The sequence below is a fragment of the Lentzea chajnantorensis genome, from assembly GCF_054300775.1.
The window spans coordinates 502,998-528,088 of the sequence record NZ_JBSDZT010000002.1 but is presented as its reverse complement, the minus strand read 5'-3'; the positions used below and the strand labels follow the sequence as shown (position 1 = coordinate 528,088).

Sequence of the window (25,091 nt, the reverse complement as noted above, 5' to 3'; positions counted from 1 at the left end):
GGGAACGGGTGAAACGATACGGGCGTCTACGGCGAATCGAACGAACGACTGATTCACTCAACGGGGGTGACCATGCAGCCCATCGAGCCCGACCAGTGGCTCGCCCAGTACGGGGCGAAGATCGAGCAGGCCAAGCAGCAGGCCGAGCAGGCCCGCGACCAGCTCGGAGGCGTGGGCGGGAGCGCCAGCTCGCCGGACGGGATGATCACGGTGACCGTCAACGCCACCGGCGTGTTGACAGATCTCCGCATCAAGCCGGAAGCCCGCGGCATGGACCCCGGTCAGATCGCGTCCGAGATCCTCACCGCCTCGGCGAAGGCCCAGCGTGAGGCCTCCGGGCGGGTGGTGCAGATCATGACCGACTTCGTCGGCGAGAGCCCGGCCCTGGACTTCGTGAAGCAACAGATGCCGAACGGATACAAGGGCGACGGAACCGACGAGGACGAACCGAAGTCGGAGTTGGAGCGCAAGGACACGCGGCCCGACGACGAGTACTTCACGAACCCGCCCGACGTCATGGCCTGAGTGCAGGAGGGGGTTAAGGCATGAGCCAGTTCAATCTCGATCTCGACGAGCTCAGACGCCACGCCGCGAGCGTGGAACGGCTGACCGATCGGATGCGCAAGGCCACCGAGACGTGTGATCCGGGTGCTCTCACGACCGAGGCGTTCGGCGTGTTCGCGGGCTTCCTGGCCTCGCACATCCTCAAGACCGCCGGGCTGTCGCAGGACGGTCTCGGCAAGGCCGCCAACTCGCTGATGGACATGGGCATCGGGCTCAAGGAGACCATCGAGCAGTACGAGCAGGTCGACCTCGACAACATGTTCGGCTTCACCGGAAAGGGCCGAGGATGAACGCGCCCGCCACCCAGGCCGCGGGAACCGACCCGCAGCAGCTGATCAGCACCATTTCGAGCACCTACTCCGCGATCGAGCGCGGTGACTGGGTGCAGGGCGGTCTCGGCATCGCCAACACCGCGATGGGCATCGTCGGCATGGCGTCGAACCCGCTCAGCGGCTTCCTCTCCGCCGGTTTCAGCTGGGCCATCCAGCACGTCGACTTCCTGCGCGAGCCGTTCGACGTCCTGCTCGGCAACCCGGAGGCCATCGGCAAGATGGCCGGGTCGTTCCGGTCGGCCGGCAAGCAGGTCCACGACATCGCGGCCGAGTACAAGAAGATCTGCGTCGAGCAGACCCGCGAGTGGGAGGGCAAGGCCGCCGACGGCTACCGCGCGGCCGCCCAGAAGCACGCGGGCGGTCTGGAGTCGCTGGCCAAGGCCGCCGACGGCATCGCGGGTGCCGTCGAAGGCGCGGGCCAGCTGGTCGGCACCGTCCGCAAGATGATCATGGACATGATCAGCCAGGCCGTGTCCGACATGGTCATGAAGATCATCCAGTGGCTCGCGGCCTCGTTCCTCACCTTCGGCGCGGCCATCGCGGGCGCGATCTCCGACATCGTGACCACCGCGGTGAAGTACGCGAAGAAGCTGGCCGACTTCCTGCAGAAGCTCTCCGGTTCGCTGCAGAAGCTGATGAAGCTGGTCCAGAGCGTGCAGAAGATCGCCCAGACGGCCGAGCAGGTCATCAACGCGATCTCCGCGATGGCGCACAAGGGCGCCGGCGGTGGCGGCGGTGGCGTGACCCGCCCGTCCTCCGGCGGCCTGGGCATCGACGCGGGCCACCTCGACCGGGTGTCCGGCGGCGCGAACGGCCAGTACTCGCACGACCAGGGCGGCTACCGCGGCGGCCCCGGTGGCGGCAGCGGCGGTCCGCAGGTCCAGCCGGTCTACAACCCCGGTGGCGTCCCCGTCGGCGCGGGCGGCGGCAACACCGGCACGTCCGGCACCGGCGGCCCGGTGGTCCGCCCGCCGTACACGCCGCCCGGCCAGGGATCGGGCGGCGGTCAGTGGGTGCCCGGTCCCGGCGGTGGTTCCGGCGGTTCCGGCGGTCAGTGGGTGCCCGGACCCGGTGGCGGCTCCGGCGGCTACCCCGGTTACCCCCAGGGACCGGGTGGCGGCTCCGGCGGCTACCCCGGTTACCCCCAGGGACCCGGTGGCGGCTCCGGTGGCACCGGCAGCCAGGGCCCCGGCCGCTGGGTCCCCGGTCACTGGGAGTACGACCAGACGACCACGGCCGGTGGCAACACCGGGACGAGGCCGCCGTCGATCGGCACCCCGAGCACGGATGACTGGTACCGGCCGGCCGTCGAGCACCCGGCGTCGCCCGCGTCGTCCACGTCGGCGCACTCGGCCACGTCCGCGGCGGGCGGTGGCGGCGGTGGCATCCCCAAGGGCATGGGCGGCGGAGGCGGCGGCATCCCCGCCGGTGCCTTCGGCGGCGGCCCTGGCGGTGGCGGTGGCACGGGTGCGACCGCGATGCAGCACGGTGGCGCGGCCGGCGTCATGCCGACCGCCACGGGTGGCGTCGGTGGCGCTGTTCCCGCCGGCGGTGGCGGTGGCGGCGGTGGTGGTGCCGCGGGCGGCATGATGGGTGGCGCTCCGATGGCCGGTGCCGCCGGTCAGCAGGGCGGCTCCAACGAGCACAAGCGGAAGGTGCGGATCGAGGGCGACGCCCTGGTCGACCCGCCCAAGGCCGCGAAGCCCGTCATCGGCGAATAACCCGCGTTCCTCGCGCTGAGGGCGTCTGCGAGTACCACCGACTTCGTGCCGGTAGTACTTGCAGACGCCCTTTTCACACGGTGGCGAGGAGTTTCGCGATCTCCGGCTCCGCCCTGGCGCGGTCCGCGGGCACCAGGCCGATGCGGGTGCGCCGGTCGAGCACGTCGTCGGCGGTGAGCGCGCCCTCGTGTCGGACGGCGTGCAGCACGTCCGCCTCCGTCACGCCGGGAGCGATCGGCGTGGTCGGGTGCGGCCGGTCGTCGACCAGGCGGATGTCCTTGGTGCGGCACGGCATCCGGGTCAGGCCCGTCGCGTTCACCGCGTCCGCCGCCATCCTGCGGTAGGTGGTGAGCTTGCCGCCGACGATCGTGAGCACGCCGTTCGGTGCCGTGAGGACGGTGTGGTTGCGCGACAGGTCGGCCGAGCGGCCCTCGGCCTCCAGCAGCGGCCGCAGCCCCGCGTAGCTGCCGATCACGTCCTGCCTCGTCAGCTCCCGTTGCAGCACATGGGAAGCGGTCCGCAGCAGGAAGTCCACATCGGACTCGGGAACGACCGGCACGTCCGGGACGTCGTCGACCGGCTCGTCGGTGAGACCCAGGTAGGCGCGGCCGTTCGGCTGGGGGAGCAGCAACGCGTACCGGTTGCGCTCACCGGGGACCGGGATCGTGACCGCCGTCCCCGCGAGACCGACGCCCTTCGCGTCGACCACCAGGTGCGAGCCCCTCGACGGCGTGAGCCGCACCGGTGCGAGCGTCCCGGCCCAGACACCGGTGGCGTTGACCACCGCCCTGGCCCTGACCGTGAACGCGGTGCCGGTGAGCGTGTCCACCGCCTCGGCACCGTCACCCTCCAGCGCGGTGACCTTCGCGCGGGTGATGATCCGCGCGCCGTGCCCCGCCGCGGTCCTGGCCAGCGCGACGACCAGCTGGGCGTCGTCGGTCAGCTGGCCGTCGTAGCTGAGCAGGCCGCCGAGGAGGTTGCGCGGGCTCAGCCCCGGGACCAGCGCCAGCGCCTCGTGCCGGTCCACCCGGCGCGGCCGCGGCAGGACCCGCGCGGACGTGCCGGCGGCGATGCGCAGCGCGTTGCCCGCCTTCAGTCCGGCCAGGACGAGGTTGTTCGCCTTGTCGTGCAACGGGAACAGCATCGGCAACGTGCGGGTGAGGTGCGGTGCCGTGCGCGTCATGAGGATGCCGCGCTCGACCGCGCTCTCGTGCGCGAGCTTCACGTCCCCGTTCGCCAGGTACCGCAGCCCGCCGTGCACGAGCTTGCTCGACCACCGCGACGTCCCGAACGCCAGGTCGTGCGCCTCCAGCAGCACGGTCCGCAGCCCGCGCGAGGCCGCGTCGAGCGCGACCCCCGCGCCCGTGACCCCGCCGCCGACCACGAGCACGTCGACGACCTCCCGTTGCGCCGCCTCCAGGTCCTCCCGGCGGCGGGCGGCGTTCAGCGACGTGTTCACGGCCTCAGCGCCCCGTCCAGCTGCCGGGCGAGCTCGTCCAGCAGCGAGGCGGGGTCGAGGCCCGACGTCGCCGGCCGCGTCGACAGCACCATGCCCTGCGTCGTCAGCAGCACCACGCGTGCCTGCGTCTTGGCGTCGCCGAACCGGATCGACCCGTCGAGGTGCCCGGCCTCGATCTGCGCCACCAGGAACTCCTCGACCAGCCGCTGCGTGCTGCCCAGCCGTTCGACCAGGTACGGCAGCATCAGCTCGGCGTCGAGCTGGAGCACCCGCTGCATCAGCGGGTTCGCGCCCAGCAGCCGGATCGCGTCCACGGCCCGGCTGACCAGCTGCTCACGGGCGTTGCCGCGCCCCTGCGTCCGCTCCAGCAGTGCCGCGAACTCGCGCGTCATCAACGCCCGCACCAGGTGGTCCACGTCGGGGTACCGCCGGTACAGCGTCATGCGGCTCACGCCGGCCCGTTTCGCGACGTCGGTGAGGGTCGTGCGGCGCACCCCCACCTCCAGCACGCACTCGCGGGTCGCGTCCAGCAGGTCCTCGTCGGTGTGACGTTGAGACGTCATGTGTAACACTGTAGCAGTGACTAGGGCCCGCTGGACCACCGAGACCGCACCGCTGCCGCCGCACGCGCTGGCCTGGCTGAGCGCCCGCGTGGGCCTCGGCGACCCCCTCGCGCCCGCACCGGTGCAGGCACCGCCGTCCGCGCTCTCCGAGGACGCGTTCACGGCCCTGGAAGCCGTGTGCACGATCAGCGTCCTGCCCGCCGACCGCCTCGGACACGCCGGCGGCCTCTCGTACCTCGACCTGCTGCGCCACCGCGGCCACGGCGACCTGCCCGTGCCCGACGCCGTGGTCGTCCCCGCCTCTCCCGAGGAGGTCGCCGAGGTCCTGCGCGTCTGCGTGGAGCACGACGTGGCCGTGGTCCCGTTCGGCGGCGGCACCTCGGTCGTCGGCGGTGTCGAGGCCCTGCGCGGCCCCAAGGACGCGGTCGTCGCCCTCGACCTGGCCGGACTCGGCTCCCTGGTGTCGGTCGACCCGGTCTCCCGCGTGGCCGTGCTCCAGGCGGGCGTCACCGGCCCGGAGGCCGAACGCCTGCTCGGCGAGCACGGCTTCACCCTCGGCCACTTCCCGCAGTCGTTCGAACGGGCCACGATCGGCGGTTTCGCGGCCACCCGCTCCGCCGGCCAGGCCTCCTCGGGTTACGGCCGCTTCGAGGACATGGTCGAGTCGGTCCGCATCGCCACCCCCGCCGGTGAGTGGGTCGTCGGCACCGCACCGGCCTCCGCCGCGGGCCCGGACCTGAAACAGCTGGTCATCGGCTCGGAGGGCCAGTTCGGCGTGATCACCGAGGTGTCGGTGCGGGTGCGCCCCAAGCCGAACGGCCCGCGTTACGAGGGCTTCGTGGTCGACGGCTGGGAGGCGGGCGTCGAGCTCGTGCGCACGCTGGCCCAGAACGGCGCTCTGGCCGACATCACCCGTCTGTCCGATGAGCACGAAACGGAGGTCGCGCTGGCGTTGGCCGGTAGCAAGGCCTCCGTGGTGACGCGCTATCTGCGCCTACGGGGAGTCCGCAACCCGTGCCTGGTCATCTTGGGCTGGGAGTGCCGTTCGCGGTCGGCGACCATGAGCTCGTTGAGCGGCCACCGCGTCGTGCGCCTCGGTCGCGCCATGGGGGCGTCCTGGCTGCACGGCCGGTACAACGGGCCGCGCCAACGCGACGCACTGCTCGACGCGGGTGTGGCCGTGGAGACGCTGGAGACCGCCACGCACTGGTCGCGGGTCTCGCAGCTGCGGGACGCGGTCCGGGAGGCCCTGCTGGGCGAGCTGGGGGACGCGGTGGTCATGTGCCACATCTCCCACGCGTACGAGACGGGTGCCTCGCTGTACTTCACGGTGCTGGTGCCGCGCGACCTCGCCGACCCGGTGGGGCAGTGGGCGCGGGCGAAGGTGGCGGCGTCCGAGGCGATCTCCCGGCTCGGGACCATCACGCACCACCACGCGGTCGGGCGGGACCACCGGCCGTGGCTGGAGCACGAGATCGGCGCCATCGGCGTCGACGTGCTGCGCGCCGTGAAGACCCGCCTCGACCCGACCGGCATCCTCAACCCCGGCAAACTGCTGCCGCTGTGAACGCACGCGGGGCGCTTTCGTGCTCCAGAAGAGTACGAAAGCGCCCCGCGTGCACTCGAAATCAGAACTTCACGAGCATCTTTCCGGTGTTGTCGCCGCGCAGCATGCCCAGGAACGCCGCCGGGGCCTGCCGGACGCCGCCCTCGACGACGGTCTCGCTGTACTTCAGCTCCCCGGACGCGATCCACGCCCCGACCTCGGCCACGAACTGCGGCTGCAACGCCTTGTGGTCACCCACGAGCATGCCGCGCAACGTCAGCCGCTTCGCCAGGACCTGGATCAGGTTGCGCGGGCCGGTGGGCGTCCCGGCCTCGTTGTACTGCGAGATCGCACCGCACATCGTGATGCGCCCGTTGAGGTTCAGCGCGCCGATCGCGGCTTCCAGGTGCTCGCCGCCGACGTTGTCGAAGTACACGTCGATGCCGTCGGGCGCGGCGGCCGCGAGCTGTGGTGCGACCGGGCCGTCCTTGTAGTTGAACGCGGCGTCGAAGCCGAGCTCCTCGACGAGGTACTTGACCTTCTCGGGGGAGCCGGCCGAGCCGATGACGCGGGAGGCGCCCTTCAGGCGGGCGATCTGGCCCACGAGCTGGCCCACGGCACCCGCGGCGCCGGAGACGAAGACCGCGTCGCCCTCCTTGAACTCCGCGGTGACCAGCAGGCCCGCGTAGGCGGTCAGCCCTGGCATGCCGAGCACGCCCAGGTAGGCCGACAGGGGAGCGACGGACGGGTCGACCTTCACGGCGTGCGTGCCGGCGACGACGGCGTACTCGCGCCAGCCTAGGCCGTGCAGGACGTGGTCACCGACCGCGAAGCCCTCGGCGTTCGAGGCCACGACCTCGCCCACCGCACCGCCGTCGAGGGGGGCACCGACCTGGAACGGGGGCACGTACGACTTCACGTCGTTCATCCGGCCGCGCATGTACGGGTCGACGCTCATGAACACGTTGCGCACCAGGACCTGCCCCTCGCCCGGCGTCGGGATCTCCACCTCGGCGATCTCGAAGGTGTCCTCGGTCGGCCAGCCGGTCGGGCGGGACGCGAGCCGGACCTCGAGTGCGGTGCTGGTCATGGTCGAACCATCTCCATCCAGAGTCGTGTGAACGTCGGTACCCCGCACAACGCCCCGTAAACGGATAAAGATTCCACTTTGTGAGCTAGGTCGCAGGCAGCAGGGTCGTCACGTCGCGGTACGCGAACCCCAGCTTGCGGTACAAGGCGATGGCCGGCTGGTTGGAGTTCTCCACCAGCAGCGCGCAGGTGCCGTACAGGTCGAGCAGCGCCGACGCCACGAACTGGCACACCCGCAGCCCCAGACCGCACCGCGCGTGGGAAGGGTGCACCGCCACACCCATCATGAAACCGACGTCCACCGACGACCACGCCTCCGCGGCCGTCGCCACCAGCGCGTCGTCCTCGACCACACCGGCCCAGCGGCGCACGCCCGGTTCGCCCGGCCACGCCCACGACGACGGCAACGCCTTGCGCAGCAACGGTTCCACCTCGTCGTCCGAGGACAGCCAGCCCACGCCGGGAGGAGCAGCCAGCGAACCGGAGCGGTCCATCCACCCGAACGGCCCGTCCTCCACCCACGGCTCCGGCATCAGCGCCCGCACCTCCGCCGCCACCGACCGCTCCAGCATGGGCCGCAACGAGACACCGCGCCCGTGCGCCGCCAGCAGCGACGCCACGCCCTCGCTGGGACCGGACAGCACCAGCCTGCGCCGGCGCGTCAGGCACGGTGCGTGCACGGCGACCGCGCCGCGGTGCTCCCAGGCCGCACCGCCCGCCGACAACGCCTGAGCGGCCCACCGGACCAGCGGGTCCGCGCAGGCGTCGAGCACGTCGGCGGTGGTGCGCAAACGGCGCACTCAGTCCTTCTGCTTGCGGCGCAACAGGGTGCGCTTGGCCAGCGCGTTCTCCAGCGCCTGGTAGGCGAGGTCCATCCGCTCGTTGTACTCGCTCTGCGGCCGGGGCTGCACCGACTCGTCCGGCAGCGGCGGCGTGGTCATCTGCAACCAGCGCTCGTTCCACAGCTGCTCGACGGCCTGCTCCCAGTGCAGCGCGGCACCCATCCGCACCACCCGCTCGCGGTCGCGGACCTCGGCGATCTGCCGCTGCGTGGCCGCGATCCGCTCGGCCAGCTCGGCGCAGCGCACCTCGTCGAGCTTGCGCTGGCGTGCCGCCGCTTCCGTGGCGATGGCGATGATCTCCTTGTAGCGCTCCACCGCGGACAGCGCCGGCGCCTCGACCACCTCCTCGCTCTGGCGTTGAGCCGGAACCGACTCGAACATCGCCGTAGTCATCGGGTTCATGACACCTCACCTGTGTCGAACGGGATGATCACCTGCGGTCGCGAGTGCTCGAACCGGTCGAAGAACAGGCCGCGCCGCGGTCGTGGCGACCACGCCATCACCTGTTCCGGTCCGAGCGACAGCAGCTCCTTGCCCTGGACGTCGAACGCCACCCAGGCGCCGATGTCGTCGTACACACCGGGCGGAAGACTCGACTTCAGCCGCTGCACACCGCGCCACCAGCCCAGCACGTGCGTGCGGTGCTCCGGGCCGTGCTTCAGCACCGCCCGCAGGCTGTCCACACCGGACGACCGCGTCGCCGGGTCCTTCTGCTCCAGCAGCGTGAGCGCCGCGTCGACGCCGTACAGCACCAGGTAGTGCGGTTTCAACGGCGCCTCGGCCTGGCCCGTGCCGATCGACTGCAGCCGGGCCGCCGTCTGGTCCAGCACCTCGCGGATGCGGTCGATCTGGACCACGTCCGCGTCGTGCCCGTCGTGGCTCAGGCGCTTCATCAGGTGGAGCGCGGAGGGCATCGCCTCCTCGACCAGGCAGGCCAGCGTGAACACCGCCTCGTGCGGGTGGTGCTGGCGGCCCAGCGACGCGGCCGCTCCACCGAGCACCGCGGCCGCGTCCTGGACCACGGAGCCGATCACCGCGATGTTGCGTCCCGGCGTGCGGGCGAAGCGCACCTTCGCCGCGCTGCCCGCGACGTCGATGACCTGTCCGAGGAGCACCGTGGGCGATGCGTCGCCCGGTCGCAGGTCGAGGAAGTCCGGTGTCGCGTCCAGCAGCGGGACCTTGCTGCCGTCGAACAGGCCGGGTGCCTGGCCGGGTTCGCGCCGCCACAGCTCGGACTGCAGGAAGTCCATGGTGCCCTTGGACGTCGAGTCCGGGATGCGCGCGATCTCGTTGCCCGGCTTCACACCTGACTCGTGGTTGATCACCGCGTGCCAGCGCGGCAGCTCCACGGCGGCGTCGTTCTGCGGCTCGGCCAGCACCCGGCGGGCCTTCGGCAGCGCGATGCGGACCGTGAACTGCTCGAAGATCGCCGACTTGCCCCAGAACCCCTCGATGCCCGAGACGTCCTGCGACGACAGCACCAGGTGGATGCCCTGCGACCGGCCGCGCCGCGCCACGTCCTCCAGCAGCTGCGTGGCCGCCGCCGTGACCTGGTCGCGTTCGCCGAACAGGTACTGGAACTCGTCGATCACCGCGACGATCCGCGGCCACCGGCCACCGGGGTCCTCGACCCGCAGGTGTTCGAGCTTCGTCACCTCGTGCTGCTTGGCCGCGTCCGCGCGCCTGCGCATCTCGTCGGACAGGAACTTCAGCAGCGCCACGCCGAACTCGCGGTCGGTGTTGACGTTCACGCCGACCAGGCGCGCGTGCGGCAGCCACGACGGGTCCTTGCGGCCCGGCGCGAACTGCGCGAACGACACGCCCTCCTTGAAGTCCAGCAGGTACAGCTCGAGCTCGTCGGGCGAGTAGCGCGCGCACAGCGAACCGAGCATCGCGTAGAGGAAGTTCGTCTTGCCGGACCCGGAGGGCCCGCCGATCAACGCGTGCGGCGAGGTGTCGCCGAGCTGCACGCAGACCTGCTGGCCGTCGTCGAATCCCACGGGCGCAATGACTCCGGCCGCCGAGTTCTCCGTCCACGGGCGTTCCGGCAGCAGGTCGCCGAACTTGCCCATCCGCGAACGGCGTTCCTCGCGCTTGTCCGCGATGGCGGCACATGCGCGCGGCACCAGCGTCCGCGGCAGCGCGGGGTCCAGCGTCACGGTCACGTGCTTGCCGGTCATCGTGCAGGTCGCGGTTCCGTCGCCGCGCAACGACACCGTCTCCACCGGCGAGTTGACCGTGATCGGGATGTCCACGATGAACAGCTGCACGCCGCACGCCAAACCGTTGCGCGCCACGCGTTGCAGCTGCTGCTGGTGCTCTTCGCGCAACGCCTTGCGGTTGCCGAACAGCACGGCGATCCGCCACGGCTCGGTGCGCCGGCCCTCGCCGCTGACCGACCGGACGGTGAGGTGCCCGTCGACCAGGACCTTGGTGTGCACCTGGCGGATGTGCTCGGACAGCTCGTCGAGCAGCTCGTGCAGGCGCGCAGGATCGTGCACCGTCAGCAGACCGGCGCGGGTCAGCGGGTACAGCCCCGGCAACGACCCGGTCAGCTGCCCGACGTCCCACACGTGCACGTGCACCAGACCCGGCTGGAAGTGCGAGAGGACCCGCAGCAACAGGTTCTCCACCAGCGTGTCCGCGAGCTGGCGGCTGTCCGGTGTGGACGCCACGTGCAGGTGCGACTGGTCCAGCAGCGGCACGGCGACCGGGAACGGCTGGGCCTCCGGCGCGGAGGTGACCACGCCGGTGCCGATCCGCCACAGCTCCGGCACGCCCTCGCTGCCGTCGTGCGCGCCCGGCGTGCCGAGCCACGACTCGTGCGGCCACGACGCCGGTCCGGCGGCGACCGAGCTCACCAGCGCGGTCAGCTGGTCGGGCCCGGTCGCGGACCACTCGTGGTAGGACTGCTGCCAGTCGTGCCTGATCTGGTCGAGCCGCTCGGCGAACTCCGGCATGGACAGCGGGGCCTGGCGCGGGTGCCCGGTCCGCTTCTCGTCCACGGTGAGGAACGCGGTCACGTCGGCGAGCGCCGCGTCCCGCAACGCCCGGTCGATGCCCACGCCGCGCACGGTGAACTCGACGATGTCCTTCGCGTGCTCCGTGGCGAGGGCGCGGTGCTCCCGTGCCACGGAGCCCAGCGCGGCCGCGACGGCGCGCTGGAAGTCCGCGAAGGCCTCCTCGATCCGGCGCCGCCGGTCGTCCCGCCTGCTCATCACAGCTCCACGGTGAGTCGTTGGATGCGCTCGAGGGTTCCCACCATCAGCTCCAGCTGTTCGGGGAATCTTTCCTTCGCACGCACGAACTCCGCTGGAAGCAGCGACTCGTGGTGGTTCTCGCTCGACTCGGCGAGGATGGCGACCGCCTCGTCGAGACCGTCCTGCGCGCTGCGCACACTGCGGTACGACTCGCGCAGGATCTCGCTCGCCTGCTCGAGCGCGGCGCGGACCTCGCCGATCGATGCCATCAAAGCCTGCTGTTGATGCCCTCGGCCCCGGAGATGCCGGCGCCGAGGTAGTTCTGCAGCTCGCTCACACCGGAGACGACCTGCTGGAACTGCGCGTTCGTCGTTTCGACGTCCGCCTGCACGGAGCCCTGGGTGACCGATGTCAGCAGCTGCTGCGCGTCCTCGGCGAGATCGGCCGCCTGTTGGAGGGCCGACTGGCTTTGGCTCGCCTTGTCGATCGCCTGGGCAATTGCGGCACGGACCTCTTCGATGCTGGCCATGTCGACTCCCGAACCCTCCCGGAACAGGGTGGTCGCACGGCCACCCCAGTAGAGATTGTGCCCAGATTTTCACAGTTCATAACGAAGATCGGCTAACCGGGTGGATGCCTGAATGCACTCGAACGGGCCTTGCTTTAATGATCAGTTAGCCGCGTCACAGAACCCTTGCCCCGAACGTGAAGTGACGCTCTCGCACGCCTCACGGCCCGTGGTCGCCGCACCCCGCCGGCCGGGTGACTCACGACTTCCTTCCAGGTGACCTGTCACGCGGAGTGCCTGCCCCGAACGGGTCATCGCCGGCCCACGCCTCGACCAGCACGCGCTCTGCCCCCGGCACCAGCCCGTTGATCAGCTCGGGCTCGTCGAGCACCGTCCACGCCGTCGGCGGCTCGCACGCCACCCGCGGTGTCGGGAACCCGTCACCCAGCCCGCGCACGAACGTCCGCACCGCTCGCGCGAGCGCCGCGGACACGTTGTGCGTGGTCTTCTCGGCGCTGGGCTCGGTGATGACCACGGCCCAGCAGTTCGGTTCCTCGTCCGAGCAGTCCCTGGCGTCCAGGACCCGCGCGCCGGTACGGCTGCTGAGCGCGTCGCACGCGCCCCGCGCCTGGTGCTCGTCCGCCGCCTCGACCACCACGGTGATCAGCAGCACGAGGTCGTCATCGCTCATCTCGGGCGTGATTGTCCCCCAGCGCGGACGGAGTCCCGGTACCGGGCCGCTTGCGCCGTACGGATGATTGTGGCCCCCTGCGCGCGCATCGTTAGCGTGGAAGACCCACTTCATAGGCCGATGGGGTGAGAACTTCCGCCGGGACGAACGGCGGCGGGCTCACCGTGCCGGAGCACGACGAGCCCGTCGCCGGTTCCTCAGACCGCGTAGAACGCGCTGATCGTGATGTGGCCGCCCGAGCACACCGGTCCGAACGTCCACGGCACGCTCAGCGGCGCCGTCTCGTTCGGCGGGATGGCCGCGACCTTCGACGGCTCCGGCTGGCACGCGCCCTGCACCGGCTCGGAGCCGGCGGGCACGACACCCCAGTGCAGGTTCGCGGCGGCCTTGGCACCCGGCGCGAGGTTCAATGGCTTGGGGCCGGGATCGGCCATGCGCTCCAGCTTCGTCGGCACCGCGCCGGCGCCGTTCTCCAGCTGGAAGCCGCTGTAGCCGTTCAGCGTGCACGGCTGGGAGCCGGTGTTCGTGACGACGAACTTGCCGTACCGGTTGCCCGCGCCCGCGTCGGTGGGTTCCACCGCGCCCTTGAGCACGGTGGCGTTGCAGCGGTTCGAGACCTCGCCGCCCGCGTTGCCGGCCGCCGTGGACGGTGTGGCCGATGAGCTCGAAGAGCTCGACGTGGACGGAGCCGCGGTCGGCAGCGTGCCCGATCCCACCTCCGCGCTTCTGTCGCCGCAGGCCGTCACGGAAGCGAGCACCAGCAGGCTGCAAGCGATCAACCGTCGGGTCATGGGTGCACCTCCTACCAGTGAGGATGTGCCCATTCACCAACTAGCTCACACAACCTGCCGGAAATTCACCGGATCTGGTGGACGTCCCACCCGTCGGGCAGCTCGGCGAGCCCCTCCACGGCGGCGGTCCACAGGTACGTCCAGGCGATCCGGCCGTCGGGCAGCACGACCCGCACCCGCCGGTAGTCCGCGCCCTCGTACTCGTCGAGCTGCGGCAGCGCCACCTCGGGCGACCGCAGCCGCAGCACGAAGCCGGGCACGCCCAGGCCGGCGCCGGGCCGCAGGGCCGGGTAGCCCAGGCCGGTGTCGAGCAACCTGCCGGGCAGGTGGGTCTCCTCGGAGTCCACGACGTGCGGCTCCATCAGGTGCCAAGCGCTTGCGCCCGGCTGGAGCGTGCCGTAGGCGAAGAGCAGCTCCGGCCAGTCGTCCGCCGACGGGTCGCCCTGCACCTCGGTCACGTCCAGGCCGTCGGTCGGCGCAGGACGGCCGCCGAGGTGGAGGGCGTGCCGCTGCGAGAGGTTCGAGCACGGCACCATGCGCCCGTTGACGAGGATCGGCATGCGCTTCTTCGAACCGGCCGTGTAGGCCAGAACGCTGTCGACGACACCGCCGTTGTAGAGCACCACACGGCCCGTGTGCAGGCGTACAAGGCGATAACGCAGACCGCGGCCCTCGCAGCGGTCCAGCACGCGCAGCTGCTCGGGCGTGGCGAACCAGACCGAGTGCTCCTCGACGACGCCGGGAGCCGCTGCCAGGGTGGCCGGGCGCTGGCCATCGCGCGCACGCGTGCCATCGGCCCACACCGCGGAGATGCCCTCGCAACGCGCGCGCAGGACGACCGCGGGGCCTTCGAGACCCAGTTCCTCGCGGAGCCAGGTGACCTTGCTGGGGTTCGCGTTGGAGCCGTAGCCGAGCACCGGCATCCGGGCCGCGAGGGGCGGTTCACCTCGGCTGATGAGCCATTGGTCCAGATCGATGTCATCCGGCTCGACCCGCCATCCCGACTCCATCGTGAGGTCCGGTCGCACTGGCCAGCCCGTTTCGTCGACGTGGACGAAACAGTGGTCTGGACGAGTGCCCGGATAGGGCTCCGCCGGATGGCTTTCGTCGGTGAACGGTTGGGCCATTGGTCCATTGTGCCAAGGATTCGCTCGGTTTGCCGCCCCCAGATCGTGACCTATCCGATCTCTACTGCCGACGGAGGGCGGTTAAGTGAGAACGTTCACTGCGCAAACGGGTGACTGACCCGATGTCTGTGGCGAGATGTTCCGGTGAAGCTCAGGAGGCGTCATAGCTTTCCTGCGCTTCGGCCACCTCGGCGCTGTTCGCGGAGATCCACGAGGCGAGCGCCACGAGGTGGACGGCCGCGCCCTTGCCGAGCGGCGTGAGGGTGTACTCGACGTGCGGCGGGATCACCGGGTGGACCTCGCGGTGCACGAACCCGTCGCGCTCCAGCGTCCGCAGCGTCTGGGTGAGCATCTTCTCGCTCACGACCTCCAGCTCGCGGCGCAGGTCGCTGAAGCGCCAGGACGCCCCGTCGAACAGCGCCTGCAGCACGAGCACGCCCCACTTGCTTGTGACGTGCTCCATGACCGCCCGCTCGGGACAGATCGTGACCTGCATGCTCACCTCCGGGTAAGTACCCCACTCAGAAGTAGGTACTTTCCACAGGTTAGCGCTAACCATAACGTCGACGCCATGACGATCCTCATCACCGGCGCGACCGGTCAGCTCGGCGGCGGCGTCGTCCGCCACCTCCTCGCCCGCACCGACGAGCAGCTCGTCGTGTCCGTGCGCGACCCGAAGAAGTTCGACGTCCCCGGCGTCGAGGTCCGCCAGGGCGACTTCGACCGCCCCGAGACCCTCGACTTCCGCGGCGCCGACCGGCTGCTCATCGTCTCGGCCGACGCGCACGACTCGGACGTGCGCATCCAGCAGCACGCCAACGCCGTCGCCAAGGCCGTCGAGCACGGCGTGGGCCACGTCTTCTACACGAGCATCACCGACGCCGACACCTCCACCGTGGGCGCGGCCGTCGTGCACAAGGCCACCGAGGAGATCATCCGCGACTCCGGCCTGACCTGGACGTTCCTGCGCAACGGCATGTACCACGAGAACTACCTCGGCCCGCTGTCCGCCGAGATCGTCGCCGTCTCCACCGGCGACGGCCGCATCGCCAGCGCCGCCCGCGACGACTACGCCCTGGGCGCTGCCGTCGCGCTGAGCACCGAGGGCCACGAGAACCAGACCTACGAGCTCACCGGCTCCACCACCTGGTCGTTCCCCGAGCTCGCCGGCGACCGGTTCCGCGACGTCAGCGACGAGGACCTGATCGCGGCCGGCGTGCCCGCGTTCGCCGTCGACTTCTTCACCGCCATCCGCAACGGCGTGTTCGCGCAGGTCCGCCCGGACCTGGAAAAGCTGATCGGCCGCCCCACCACCCCGATCGCGGTCTAGGGACGGCGCAGGAACGCGCGCCAGGCCGGGGTGCTGAAGACCAGCACCTCACCGGCCGGGTTCTTCGAGTCGCGGACGAGCGCGTCGTGGCCGAGGGACACCTCGACGCAGGCGCTGTCCTCGCTGCCGCCGCTGTGGCTGCTCTTACGCCATTCGCGGTCCTCGCTCATCGACACCCTCTCGCGGCAGGCTGATGTACTCCATCAGCTTCTGCCGCGATTGTTCCTCATCCAGGGCGACCTGCTTCAAGCGATCGAAGGTCAACCTGATCCGCGCGATGGCTCCGGGTTCCTGGACGAACACCTTCGCGAGGTCCGAGTCGTTGAACGCGACCGGCAACGCCTTCTCGAACTCCCAGAGGATCAGTCCCGTCGAGATGGCGGGTACGTCGGCAGGCACGATCCGGATCAGGCGCACGTTGAAGAGCAGGTGGAGGTACTGCTCCTCCATGACCTGGTCGTCGCCGAACCGCTGCCGCAGGGCCAGCTCGTGGATGTAGAACAGGCAGTCCGGCCGGTCGTGCCGCCGCAGAACCGCCTGGCGATGACCCCGGATCTGCACGAGGGCCGGGATTCGCTCCTCCACGACGAGTCCGGAGTGCCGGTAGAGACCATCCGCGTACCTGTCGGTCTGCAGGAGACCGGTGATGGTCAGCACGTCGTAGGCGGTGATCGTCGTCGCGCTCGCCTCAGCGATGACGACCGTGCGCAGGTTCTCCGGCACCAGCACGATGTAGTCGTCGAACGCGCGTCGGTAACGCTGCTTGAAGTCCTCGAAGAACGGCAGGTCCTTGCCGCACATCATCAGGAACTGGATGAGGTCGACCTCGCTGGGCCGCACCTTGCCGTTCTCGATGTTGGACACCTTGCTCGGGTCCCAGCCGAGTCGGACGGCGAGGGCGCGGCCGGTGAGGTTCGTGGTGGACTCGCGCAGCTTCTTCAGCTCGTCGCCGAGGTCCCGGCTGTACGCGGTGGACGGGGTGGTGGGCGCCATGACCATGGACGCTATGACTAGGACTTGTTCCACGGTACGGACTCATCCGGGTGAAAACGGTCTACGTGAACTCGGGGTGCGCCTCCGGGTGCGAGTCCCACCACTTGCGGTACTCCGGGTTGCGGTCCAGCACCGAGCGGTAGGCGTCGGCGGCGCACGCGAACACCTCGTGCGCCCGTCCCGCCACCGGTGAGTCCCGGCGGGTCGCCACGAAGATGTCGACCATCAGCGGCACGCCGCGCAACCGCCGGATGACGATGCCGTCACCGGTGCGCGACGGGGCCGCCGCGAACGAGACGGCGCCGCTGGCGACCAAGCCCCGGGCCATGCCCGCGTCACCGGTGTGGTGCGTCAGCCGGGGCACGAACCCGGCGTCCGCGCAGGCCTGGAACATCTGCATCCGGTTGCCCTGCTGCTGGGCCGGCGGGGTGACCCAGTCGCGGTCGGCGAGCTGGGCGAGGTCGATCTCGTCCTGCTGTGCCAGCGGGTCGTGCTCGGAGACCGCGACGAACGCCGGTTCGGCCACGAGCCTGCGCAGCTCGATGCCCGCCAGGTCGCGGGAGGGCATGCCGTCGAAGAACTCGAACAGCGCCACGTGGATCTGGCCCGCCTCCAGCATGTCCACGACCTCCGCCGACGAGATGCGGGCCTCCGCGCGCACGTCGGCGTTGAGCTGGCGCAGGTTCTCCACGAGCTTCGCGAAGTACAGGAACGAGACGCTGCCGAAGAACAGCGGACCCCGGCGGTCGGCCTCCCTGGTGGTGCTCATCAGCTGCGCCATCTCGTCGAGCACCAGCCTGGCCGTGCCCAGCACGCGCCGGCCCAGGTCGGTGGGCACGCAGCCGTTGCGGGTGCGGTCGAACAGCTGACCTCCCACGAGCCGTTCGACGGTCCGCAGCTGGGCGGACAGCGCGGGCTGGGTCAGACCCAGCCGCGTGGCCGCCCTGGTGACGCTGCCCTCCTCGGCGATCGTGCGGACCGCTCGGAGGTGGCGGAGCTCCAACTCGGGCATAAAGACCTTGTATCCCGGTTCTGTATGAGCCGCCACCCTTCTAACGGGTCATAGTGGTTGCGCGATCTTCCGGCCCGGTGCTTGCGGCAGCACCGGGTCCGGCGCGGGAGGGTGCGCACCCCTTCGGTTCGACGCTGCTGCCGGGCACCCTGCAAGGCGCGGCAGCAGCGTCGGGCCCTCGCGGTCCCTTGCAGGGGAGCGCACAGCCGGTCCCTGGAACCGGGACCGGCTGTGACGGCTCGTGGTGTCAGGAAGAGGGGATGACGACGGCAGCGCCGGTCACCGACACCCGGCGGTCGGCGCGCGTGGCGTCGACCTCCAGCCGGGACGGGCGGCCCATGTCCTCGCCCTGGCTGATGACGAACCGCTGCGGCCCTTCGAGGTCGCGCAGGTAGCCGCCGAACGCCGCGGCGGCCGCGCCCGTGGCCGCGTCCTCCACGACACCGCCCACCGGGAACGGGTCGCGCGCGTGGACCAGCTCCGGCGACTCGCGCCAGAACAGGTGCACGGTCGTGAGGTCGTGGTCGAGCATCAGGTCGCGCAACGCGTCGAAGTCGTAGTCGAGGTCCGCGAGCTGCTCGCGGCTGCGCACCGGGACCAGCAGGTGCCGCGCACCGCCGAAGCCGACGTGCACCGGACCGTCGCCGACCTCGCGGTACCGCAACGCCTTCAACGCCCGTGCGACGAGCTCGGGGTCCGCCTCCTCGGTGCTGGTCGGCACGCTCGTGAGCGTCGCCGTGCCGTTCGCCGTCTCGACGGTCACGTCGCCGGCGAGCGTGTGGAACGTCAGCGGCCCGTCCCCGATCCGCTCGGCCAGCGCGACGGACGTGGCGATGGTGGCGTGCCCGCAGAACGGCACCTCGGCCCGCGGGCTGAAGTACCGGACGACGAACTCGCGGTCCTCCGCGCCCGGGAACAGGAACGCGGTCTCCGAGTAGCCCACCTTCGCTGCGACGGCGAGCATCTCGTCGTCGGTCAGTTCGGTCGCGTCGAGCACGACACCGGCCGGGTTGCCGCCCACCGGATCGGTCGTGAACGCGCTGTACCGCAGTACCCCCGTGTCGCTCATACCCCGGTCCAACGCGTAGCCGTGCTGAAGTCTTCCGAACACGTACCGGCTGGTGAAGTAGGTCAGCCCGGCCTTCTCCAGCACCCGGCCGGAGGCGGTGTTCTCGGCCTGGTGAGCGGCGACCACCCGGTCCTTGACCGCCAGCGCCTTGTCCCGCAGCAGCGCGGCGACCTCGGTGGCGACGCCGCGGCCCCAGTGCTCGGGCGCCACCCAGTAGCCGATCTCGATCTCACCCGGCGCGTCGAGCATCTGCGCCAGCCCGACGACCTCGCCGTCCTCGACGACCGCGTGCAGGCCGAAGCCGTGCTCCTCCCAGTGCCGCAACGCCTGCTCGTGCCGCTGCGCCACGTACTCCGGCGACCACGGCCGGCCGTTGCCGACGTACTCGGTCATCCGCGGGTCGGCACCCCACCGCAGCATGTGCTCGAAGTGCTCGTCCCGCCACCGCACGAGTTCCATGCCGACCATGGTGCCCCACCCGCCGAACCGGTCAGGGCAGTTGCGGCAGCAGCCCCTCGCAGCTGCGGACGACGACCTGCGCGGCCCGGCGCTGGTCGTTCGGCGCGTGCACGTCGGCGGCCCGCGCCTGCCACCGCACCAGCGCGTCGAGCAACGCCTCGCGCTGCTCGTGCGGGTCGGCGTCGTAGTCGAAGCCCAAGCGCGCCAACGAGTTGGTGCCCTCGGCGCCGACCAGCCGCATGGCCTCGGCCTGCACCTCGGCCGGCAGCCTCGTGCGCCCGGACTGCAGTGCCGCGACCAGCCGCAGCTCGCGGAAGTCGTGGGCGGAGGCCACCACGCGTTCGAGGTCGGCCATCAGCTTGCGGGCGGCCGGCCGCGGTTCCACCCGGAACAGCACGTCCAGCGCCAGCAACGCCGAGCGCGCCTTGAGGATCTCCCTGCGCTCGGTGAAGTGCACGGCGATCGAGTCGCGCAGCTCGCCCAGGCCGCTGCGCTGCACGAGCTGGCCGGTGAGCTTCACCTGCGTGTCGAAGCCCTGCCGGATGAGCGCGGTGACCAGCCGGACCCCGAAGATGCCGAACCGGCCCAGCAACGCCTGGCGCACAGCGGGTTCCATCGGCACCGGGAACACCTCGCCGACGAACCGGTCCGCCGACAGCAGGTGGTCCTCCAGCTCCTCGCGGCCCAGCGCCGACAACGCCCGCAGCGCCGCGAACTCGTCCTCCCGCAACGTCCTGCCCGCCACCGCGAGCAGCCCGGCGACCGAGACCACGTTCTGGCACAACGGTTGCACCGCGACGTCCCTGCGGTAGCGGCGGGCGATCTGCTTGGCCGACGACAGCGCGTCGATCCGCCCGGCGCCGATCTCGTCGGCCCGCGCGAGCACCGCGACCGTGTGCACGGCGGCGGTGCGGGCGATCGGGTGGTCGTTGGCGGCCTGGAGGAACTTCAGGTCGTCGTCCTGCACGTGCCGCATCAGGTACAGCAACGCGTCGGCGTCGCCGAGCACCTGCTCCGGGGCCGCCGACGCCGGCGTGTCGATCAGGACCACGTCCCGCAGCGACCGCGAGGGCCACTCCACGACGACCCGGTCCGGCCGGTCGAACTGGCCGACCTCCACGTGCCGGCGGTGGTTGCGCCCGGTCACCGCGACCTCGTGCGGACGGCCGGGCCCGGCGAACACGTGCGCCCGCGCCTGCGCCCCGCCGCGGTACCAGACGAACGAGTCCAGCGGCGCGAACTCGTCGCCGACCAGCGCGTTGACGACAGTGGACTTGCCGATCCCCGGCCGGCCGGTCACCGCGATCCGCACCGGTTCGGTGTAGCGCTCGACCTGCGAGCGCAGCCAGCCGGTGGCGCGCGGGCTGTCGCGGTAGACGGCGGAGGCCTCCTGCAGCATCGACCAGACGACGCGGTCCAGGGTCACGCCGACAGCTCCATGACCGGTCCGCCCAGCGCCTGGACCCGCTTGTAGAGGCTGACGAGCTTGTCGAGCTCCTTGCGGCCCTCGCGCAACCGCCGCTCCCGTTCGGTCTGGTCGTCCTGGATGGCGCGCTTGGCGCTGCGGGCCGACTCCAGCAACGTCTCCTGGAGCTCCTCGGCCAGGGTGCTGAAGTGGGTGCGCAGCGCCCGCTGGATGTGCCGGCCGGAGTCGCGGACGTCCTTGGAGAACTTGACGAAGAAGTCGTCGACGTGGCGCTGCGCCGCGGCCTTCGCGGCGGCCTGGCGGCGCTTGAGCCGGGCGTCGCTCTCGTCGAGGATCGACTTGCCGCCGAACAGCGCACCGGCGCCGAGCGAGACCACGTTGATCAGCGGCATCCCGGCCAGTGAGGTGACCAGACCGAACATCAGCAGGCCGCCGTAGGAGCCGCGCAGACCGGTGAAGAGCTTCTGCGACACCGAGAACGGCTCGATCTTCGGCTTCTCCAGCCGGCTGACCGGCTCCAGCAGGTCGTCGGGCAGCACCGAACCGGGGAGCAGGTCCTCGCGGTAGACGGGGAAGTTCTTCGCGACCTTCGCTGCCACCCACTCCGCGCGTTCCATCAGCCAGGCGAAGTTCGTGGTGGCGGCCTCGTTGAGGTTGTCCTCCAGCCACTGCTCGAACTTGTCCCAGCCGATCGCGGGGTCGGCCTCGTCGTAGGTCTTGTCGACCTCGCGCAGGATTCGGCGGGTGCGGTCGCGCAGGTCGTACTCGACGTCGGAGATCAGGTCGGCCATCTCGTCGTTGAGCACGTTCTGCCAGCGCGCCGACCGGCGGCGCAGCTCGTCGACCCGGCGCTGCGCCTCCTGCAGCGTCGCTACCGTGTCCGCGGTGCGCGCCGAGTCGTGCGCCGTCAGCTCCTCGCGCAGCGGCGTCACCAGCTGGGTCAGCGCGGAGGACGCGACCACGGCGACGGCGCGGCGGGCCAGCAGGTCGGCGGAGGCGACGATGTCGCGCTGCACGCACGCCAGCAGGTCGGGGAAGCCGGACTCGGCGTTCAACCCCTGGTCACCGGTCTTCGCCGCGCGCAGCCGCAGCGCCGACGACACCGGGATGAGCTTCGCCGGGACGCCGGCGCGTTGCAGCAGCGCCCTGTTGCGCTCCACGACGGCCCGCCAGCTCGGCACCAGGTCGATCTTCGTGACGACCACCGTGACGTTCGGGCAGGCCTGCATGACCTTCTTGAGCAGCGTCATCTCGGCGCCGGTCAGCTCACCGGTCGCGTCGGACACCATCAGCACCGCGTCGGCCTGCACCAGCGTCGCGAACGTGCTCGCGGTGTGCGCTGATCGGGTGTCACCCACTCCGGGGGTGTCGATGAGGACGAGGCCGTTGTCGAGCAGCGCCCGCGGGATGCCGACCTCGGCCCGCACGACCTCGCGCGCCTGCGGCGTCGACACCTGCTTGGTGACCTGCTCGATCGGCACGGCGATGCGCTCGGTCGGCGCGTGGAAGATCGAACCGCCGGCGGAGGCGTTGCGGACCAGCGCGGCCGAGGGCGTCTCGGCGTGCTGCACGTAGGTCGGCACGGTGGTCGTGATGTCGTCGCCCACCGCGCAGACGGGGGCGTTGATCAGCGCGTTGACGAGCTGGCTCTTGCCCTGCTTGGACTCGCCGACGACCAGGACGCGCAGCCTGGGGTCCAGCTGCTGGGCCCGCTTCTCTCGCAGCCGGGCCTCCAGGTCGGGCCGCCGGTGCGTGACGCAGGCGCCGATCGTCTCGTCCAGCACGTCGAGCCAAGGCGGTGCCATCACGTGACGCATAGTGCCGTGTTCACCCCCCTGGGTGAAAGCCTGGAGTGCACAACCGGGTGCTGACCGGTGAGATGCGGCCGGTCGGCGCAGCCGGGTGACGTTGCTCACCGGCCGCCCGCCGGGACCGGAGAAGCAGAACCGGCCCTGTCCGCGGGGGGACAGGGCCGGTTCCTCGTGCGGGAGGGGGAGAAGATCAGCCGAGCAGGCCGTCGAGGCCGAGGTCGCCGACGACCGGCACGCCGTGGGTGACCTGGCCGACGGTGTCGGTGACGCCGCCGAGCACGTTGCCGACGCCCGCGGTGTCACCGGCCAGGCCGGTCGCGCTGTGCGCGACACCGGTGGCGGTGCCGACGACGCTGCCCGCGACGCCCTGCGCGGAGACGACGGTCTCGGTCGAGTGGACGTTCAGCGCGCCGTGCGACAGGTCGTCGAGGCCGGACACGCCGAGCACGTTGCCGAGGCCCGCGTCGCCGCCGCCGACGGTGCCGAGCAGGCCGTCGGCCAGGCCGGTCACGCCGCCCAGGTGGCCCACCACCGAGTCGGTGCCGGGGACGACCGAGGAGACGGTGTCCAGCGCGGCCGAGTCGATCGTCGAGACGCCGGTGTCGGCCACGTCGAGGACGGAGCCGGTGAGCGGGGAGGTGGTCTGGTCGAGCACGCTCGCCACGTCGCCGACGGCGGAGAAGTCGCCGTCCAGGCCGATGTTGGTCGAGGTGTACTCGCCGAGCGTCCGGTTGGCGGCGATGATGTTGAGACCGTTGCCGTCCGCGGCCAGCACGCCGGCCGACGAGGTGTGGATGTCGCTGAGGGACAGGCCCGACGAGGTCAGCTGAGACGCGACGGCCTGCAGCTGGCTGATGGCGCCGAGCGGACCGTCCGCGAGCAGCTCGTCGGCCGGCAGGTCCAGGTCCACACCGTCGACAGCGGGCAGGCCGTCGATGTCCGGGACCAGGTCGAGGACCAGCGGGATGACCTCCTGGACGTCCACGGCGGTGATGTCGGCCAGGCCGGCCTGCTCCAGGCAACCCTGGGCGTCCGCCGCGAACGCGGCCTTCAGCGCCGGGTCGCTGAGCAGGTTGAGCACGAAGTCGTGGAGCGTGCCGGGCGACGACATCATCGAAGGATCTCCTGGTGAAAGCACGGGTCGGGGTCTGGCGGCTGGCTGTCGCAGAACGTAGGAGAACCGGCCCGTCTCGAACATCGGGGATAACTCCCAGTGAATCCCCGTTCCCCGATGGGGTGACGCTCGTTGACCCCCTAAGGGGTTAGGGGCATCGCTTGAGCGTGCTTCCTTCACCCGTGTAGGTACTGGTCGCTGCTGCGAACAGGTGAGGAAGAGACGTGTCGTACGTACTCGGAGTCGATGTGGGCACCACCCGCACCACGGCTGCCGCGTGCCGTCTCGAGGGCGGCCGGGACGCCGAGATCGCCCTGGTCGTGCCCTCGTTGCTGCAGCTCACGGACGCCGGGACGTTCTCGGTCGGCGACGTCGACCCCGGCGGCTGGCTCGCCTCCGGGTTCGCCCGCCGGATCGGTGACGCGGTGCCGTTCTCGCTGGGTCCCGAGGTGGTCCCGGCCGAGGAGCTGACCGCGTTGCTCGTCCTGTGGGTCGTCGGCGAGGTCGTCGCCCGACAGGGTGAACAGCCCCGGCACGTGGCCGTGACTCACCCGGCCGGGTGGGGCCCCTATCGCCGGGGGCTGCTGCACGCCGCCCTGCGGCAGGTCGGGCTGCCCGAGGTGACGCTCGTGCCGGAGCCGCTGGCGGCCGCGGAGAACCACGCCGTGCTCGCCCGCGTCCTGCCCGGCTCGACCCTGGCGGTCTTCTCGCTCGGCAGCCACGCGTTCTCCGCCTCGGTCGTGCGGCGCACCCCGGGCAGGACGTTCGAGCTGCTCAACCACGTCGACGCCGTCGACCACCCGGCCGGCGCCGACTTCGACGACGTGCTGGCGGCGCTGGTGCGCGGCCGGCTCGGCAAGGACGCGTTCGTGTCAGCCGCGGAGTGCGAGGCGGCGAAGCGGGCGTTCGGGCCCGCGGTCGTGGTGGCCGGCGCCGAGGTGACCCGCGACGAGTTCGCCGAGGAGCTGCGGCCCGCGGTGGACCAGCTGGTCAGCACGTTCGTGCGCGCGGTCGGCGCGGACCGGCCGGAAGCGGTGCTGATGGTCGGTGGGGCGGTGCGGACACCGGTGATCGGTGACGCGCTGTCCGCGACGGTCGACTGCCGGGTCCTCGCCGAGGCCGCCCCCGAGCACTCGGTCGCGAAGGGTGCCGCCGTCGCCGCGCGGCTCGTGGTCGTCGGCCCCGAGGCCGAGCCGGAGCCGAGCGACACGTCCGTGCTCGTGCACACCCGCGAGGCGTCCCTGCGGTTCCCGGTCGGCGAGGTCCAGAAGCCCGACGACGAGGAGTTCACCGCACCGCCGCCGCGCCCGCCCGTGGACGTCCCGCCGCTGGAGCTGCCGCCGCCGCGGTCCAAGCGCGTGACGCGGGTGCTGAAGCCGACCGGTCGCCGGTCCGGCTCCCGTTCCGACTGACTTCCCCCCACAGAAGAGGATGGCCGTTGAGC

25 protein-coding genes are annotated in these 25,091 nt (G+C 71.2%); 6 read left to right on the top strand and 19 right to left on the bottom strand.

Annotated elements, in window-relative coordinates:
• The first annotated feature begins 72 nt into the window (after positions 1-72).
• From ACVDFE_RS03105 to ACVDFE_RS03095, 3 genes are read left to right on the top strand one after another with little or no spacing between them, the layout of a single operon-like run.
• Positions 73-525: a YbaB/EbfC family nucleoid-associated protein gene (locus tag ACVDFE_RS03105; protein WP_360385653.1), complete on the top strand. Its 453-nt coding sequence runs from the start codon at positions 73-75 to the stop codon at positions 523-525.
• Positions 526-545: 20 nt separating this feature from the next.
• A complete protein-coding gene (locus ACVDFE_RS03100) occupies positions 546-854 on the top strand; it encodes a hypothetical protein (RefSeq protein WP_360385655.1) in 309 nt (102 codons plus the stop codon).
• Entirely contained in the window at positions 851-2,617 is a 1,767-nt protein-coding gene (locus ACVDFE_RS03095) for a WXG100 family type VII secretion target (protein WP_458429518.1), read from the top strand. Before ACVDFE_RS03100 ends, ACVDFE_RS03095 begins: the two co-directional genes overlap by 4 nt.
• 73 nt (positions 2,618-2,690) lie before the next feature.
• Here ACVDFE_RS03095 and ACVDFE_RS03090 read toward each other — a convergent pair whose 3' ends face one another.
• Both ACVDFE_RS03090 and ACVDFE_RS03085 read right to left on the bottom strand, forming a co-directional pair.
• Positions 2,691-4,076, bottom strand: coding sequence for a glycerol-3-phosphate dehydrogenase/oxidase (locus ACVDFE_RS03090; RefSeq protein ID WP_458429517.1), 1,386 nt, complete (start codon positions 4,074-4,076; stop codon positions 2,691-2,693).
• Positions 4,073-4,639 (bottom strand): TetR/AcrR family transcriptional regulator, encoded by a 567-nt coding sequence (locus ACVDFE_RS03085; protein ID WP_458429516.1) that lies wholly within the window; start codon positions 4,637-4,639, stop codon positions 4,073-4,075. The genes ACVDFE_RS03090 and ACVDFE_RS03085 overlap by 4 nt, the downstream gene beginning before the upstream one ends.
• On the opposite strand from ACVDFE_RS03085, the gene ACVDFE_RS03080 reads away from it, so the two are divergent.
• Entirely contained in the window at positions 4,638-6,206 is a 1,569-nt protein-coding gene (locus ACVDFE_RS03080; RefSeq protein WP_458429515.1) for an FAD-binding oxidoreductase, read from the top strand. The two genes, ACVDFE_RS03085 and ACVDFE_RS03080, sit on opposite strands and share 2 nt — an antisense overlap.
• A gap of 61 nt (positions 6,207-6,267) precedes the next feature.
• Here ACVDFE_RS03080 and ACVDFE_RS03075 read toward each other — a convergent pair whose 3' ends face one another.
• The 10 genes from ACVDFE_RS03075 to ACVDFE_RS03030 all read right to left on the bottom strand — a co-directional run bounded on the left by ACVDFE_RS03075 (position 6,268) and on the right by ACVDFE_RS03030 (position 14,929).
• The gene (locus tag ACVDFE_RS03075) at positions 6,268-7,275 is read right to left on the bottom strand and encodes an NADP-dependent oxidoreductase (protein WP_458429514.1); all 1,008 of its coding nucleotides are present in this window, start codon (positions 7,273-7,275) and stop codon (positions 6,268-6,270) included.
• A gap of 85 nt (positions 7,276-7,360) precedes the next feature.
• A complete protein-coding gene (locus ACVDFE_RS03070; RefSeq protein ID WP_458429513.1) occupies positions 7,361-8,074 on the bottom strand; it encodes a GNAT family N-acetyltransferase in 714 nt (237 codons plus the stop codon).
• On the bottom strand, positions 8,075-8,518 hold the full coding sequence (locus tag ACVDFE_RS03065; protein WP_360385669.1) for a hypothetical protein: 444 nt from the start codon (positions 8,516-8,518) through the stop codon (positions 8,075-8,077).
• Positions 8,515-11,334 (bottom strand): FtsK/SpoIIIE domain-containing protein, encoded by a 2,820-nt coding sequence (locus ACVDFE_RS03060; RefSeq protein WP_458429512.1) that lies wholly within the window; start codon positions 11,332-11,334, stop codon positions 8,515-8,517. Before ACVDFE_RS03060 ends, ACVDFE_RS03065 begins: the two co-directional genes overlap by 4 nt.
• Positions 11,334-11,585 (bottom strand): hypothetical protein, encoded by a 252-nt coding sequence (locus ACVDFE_RS03055; protein ID WP_458429511.1) that lies wholly within the window; start codon positions 11,583-11,585, stop codon positions 11,334-11,336. Before ACVDFE_RS03055 ends, ACVDFE_RS03060 begins: the two co-directional genes overlap by 1 nt.
• A complete protein-coding gene (locus ACVDFE_RS03050) occupies positions 11,585-11,845 on the bottom strand; it encodes a hypothetical protein (protein WP_360385675.1) in 261 nt (86 codons plus the stop codon). Before ACVDFE_RS03050 ends, ACVDFE_RS03055 begins: the two co-directional genes overlap by 1 nt.
• Before the next feature lie 238 nt (positions 11,846-12,083).
• Positions 12,084-12,515: a hypothetical protein gene (locus ACVDFE_RS03045; RefSeq protein WP_458429510.1), complete on the bottom strand. Its 432-nt coding sequence runs from the start codon at positions 12,513-12,515 to the stop codon at positions 12,084-12,086.
• Positions 12,516-12,712: 197 nt separating this feature from the next.
• Positions 12,713-13,306 carry a DUF4232 domain-containing protein gene (locus tag ACVDFE_RS03040; RefSeq protein WP_458429509.1) on the bottom strand — a complete coding sequence of 198 codons (594 nt, stop codon included), beginning with the start codon at positions 13,304-13,306 and terminating at the stop codon, positions 12,713-12,715.
• Between the two features lie 65 nt (positions 13,307-13,371).
• The gene (locus ACVDFE_RS03035) at positions 13,372-14,334 is read right to left on the bottom strand and encodes a gamma-glutamylcyclotransferase family protein (protein ID WP_360385681.1); all 963 of its coding nucleotides are present in this window, start codon (positions 14,332-14,334) and stop codon (positions 13,372-13,374) included.
• A 250-nt stretch (positions 14,335-14,584) separates the two neighbouring features.
• On the bottom strand, positions 14,585-14,929 hold the full coding sequence (locus tag ACVDFE_RS03030; RefSeq protein ID WP_360385683.1) for a winged helix-turn-helix transcriptional regulator: 345 nt from the start codon (positions 14,927-14,929) through the stop codon (positions 14,585-14,587).
• A gap of 75 nt (positions 14,930-15,004) precedes the next feature.
• Here ACVDFE_RS03030 and ACVDFE_RS03025 point away from each other — a divergent pair, with 75 nt between their 5' ends.
• On the top strand, positions 15,005-15,763 hold the full coding sequence (locus ACVDFE_RS03025; RefSeq protein WP_458429508.1) for an SDR family oxidoreductase: 759 nt from the start codon (positions 15,005-15,007) through the stop codon (positions 15,761-15,763).
• On the opposite strand, the gene ACVDFE_RS03020 is transcribed toward ACVDFE_RS03025, so the two are convergent.
• The 7 genes from ACVDFE_RS03020 to ACVDFE_RS02990 all read right to left on the bottom strand — a co-directional run bounded on the left by ACVDFE_RS03020 (position 15,760) and on the right by ACVDFE_RS02990 (position 23,647).
• Positions 15,760-15,933 (bottom strand): DUF397 domain-containing protein, encoded by a 174-nt coding sequence (locus ACVDFE_RS03020; protein WP_458429507.1) that lies wholly within the window; start codon positions 15,931-15,933, stop codon positions 15,760-15,762. The genes ACVDFE_RS03025 and ACVDFE_RS03020 overlap by 4 nt on opposite strands.
• The gene (locus tag ACVDFE_RS03015; RefSeq protein WP_458429506.1) at positions 15,908-16,756 is read right to left on the bottom strand and encodes a helix-turn-helix domain-containing protein; all 849 of its coding nucleotides are present in this window, start codon (positions 16,754-16,756) and stop codon (positions 15,908-15,910) included. Before ACVDFE_RS03015 ends, ACVDFE_RS03020 begins: the two co-directional genes overlap by 26 nt.
• Before the next feature lie 61 nt (positions 16,757-16,817).
• Positions 16,818-17,768 (bottom strand): LysR family transcriptional regulator, encoded by a 951-nt coding sequence (locus tag ACVDFE_RS03010; protein WP_360385691.1) that lies wholly within the window; start codon positions 17,766-17,768, stop codon positions 16,818-16,820.
• Between the two features lie 247 nt (positions 17,769-18,015).
• Positions 18,016-19,296 carry a PhzF family phenazine biosynthesis isomerase gene (locus ACVDFE_RS03005; protein WP_458429505.1) on the bottom strand — a complete coding sequence of 427 codons (1,281 nt, stop codon included), beginning with the start codon at positions 19,294-19,296 and terminating at the stop codon, positions 18,016-18,018.
• 31 nt (positions 19,297-19,327) lie between these two features.
• Positions 19,328-20,722: a hypothetical protein gene (locus tag ACVDFE_RS03000; RefSeq protein ID WP_458429504.1), complete on the bottom strand. Its 1,395-nt coding sequence runs from the start codon at positions 20,720-20,722 to the stop codon at positions 19,328-19,330.
• Entirely contained in the window at positions 20,719-22,527 is a 1,809-nt protein-coding gene (locus ACVDFE_RS02995; protein ID WP_360386645.1) for a dynamin family protein, read from the bottom strand. The genes ACVDFE_RS03000 and ACVDFE_RS02995 overlap by 4 nt, the downstream gene beginning before the upstream one ends.
• 196 nt (positions 22,528-22,723) lie before the next feature.
• On the bottom strand, positions 22,724-23,647 hold the full coding sequence (locus tag ACVDFE_RS02990; RefSeq protein WP_458429503.1) for an IniB N-terminal domain-containing protein: 924 nt from the start codon (positions 23,645-23,647) through the stop codon (positions 22,724-22,726).
• A gap of 224 nt (positions 23,648-23,871) precedes the next feature.
• Between ACVDFE_RS02990 and ACVDFE_RS02985 the strand changes: the two genes are divergently transcribed.
• A complete protein-coding gene (locus tag ACVDFE_RS02985; protein WP_458429502.1) occupies positions 23,872-25,059 on the top strand; it encodes an Hsp70 family protein in 1,188 nt (395 codons plus the stop codon).
• Positions 25,060-25,091: the final 32 nt, after the last annotated feature.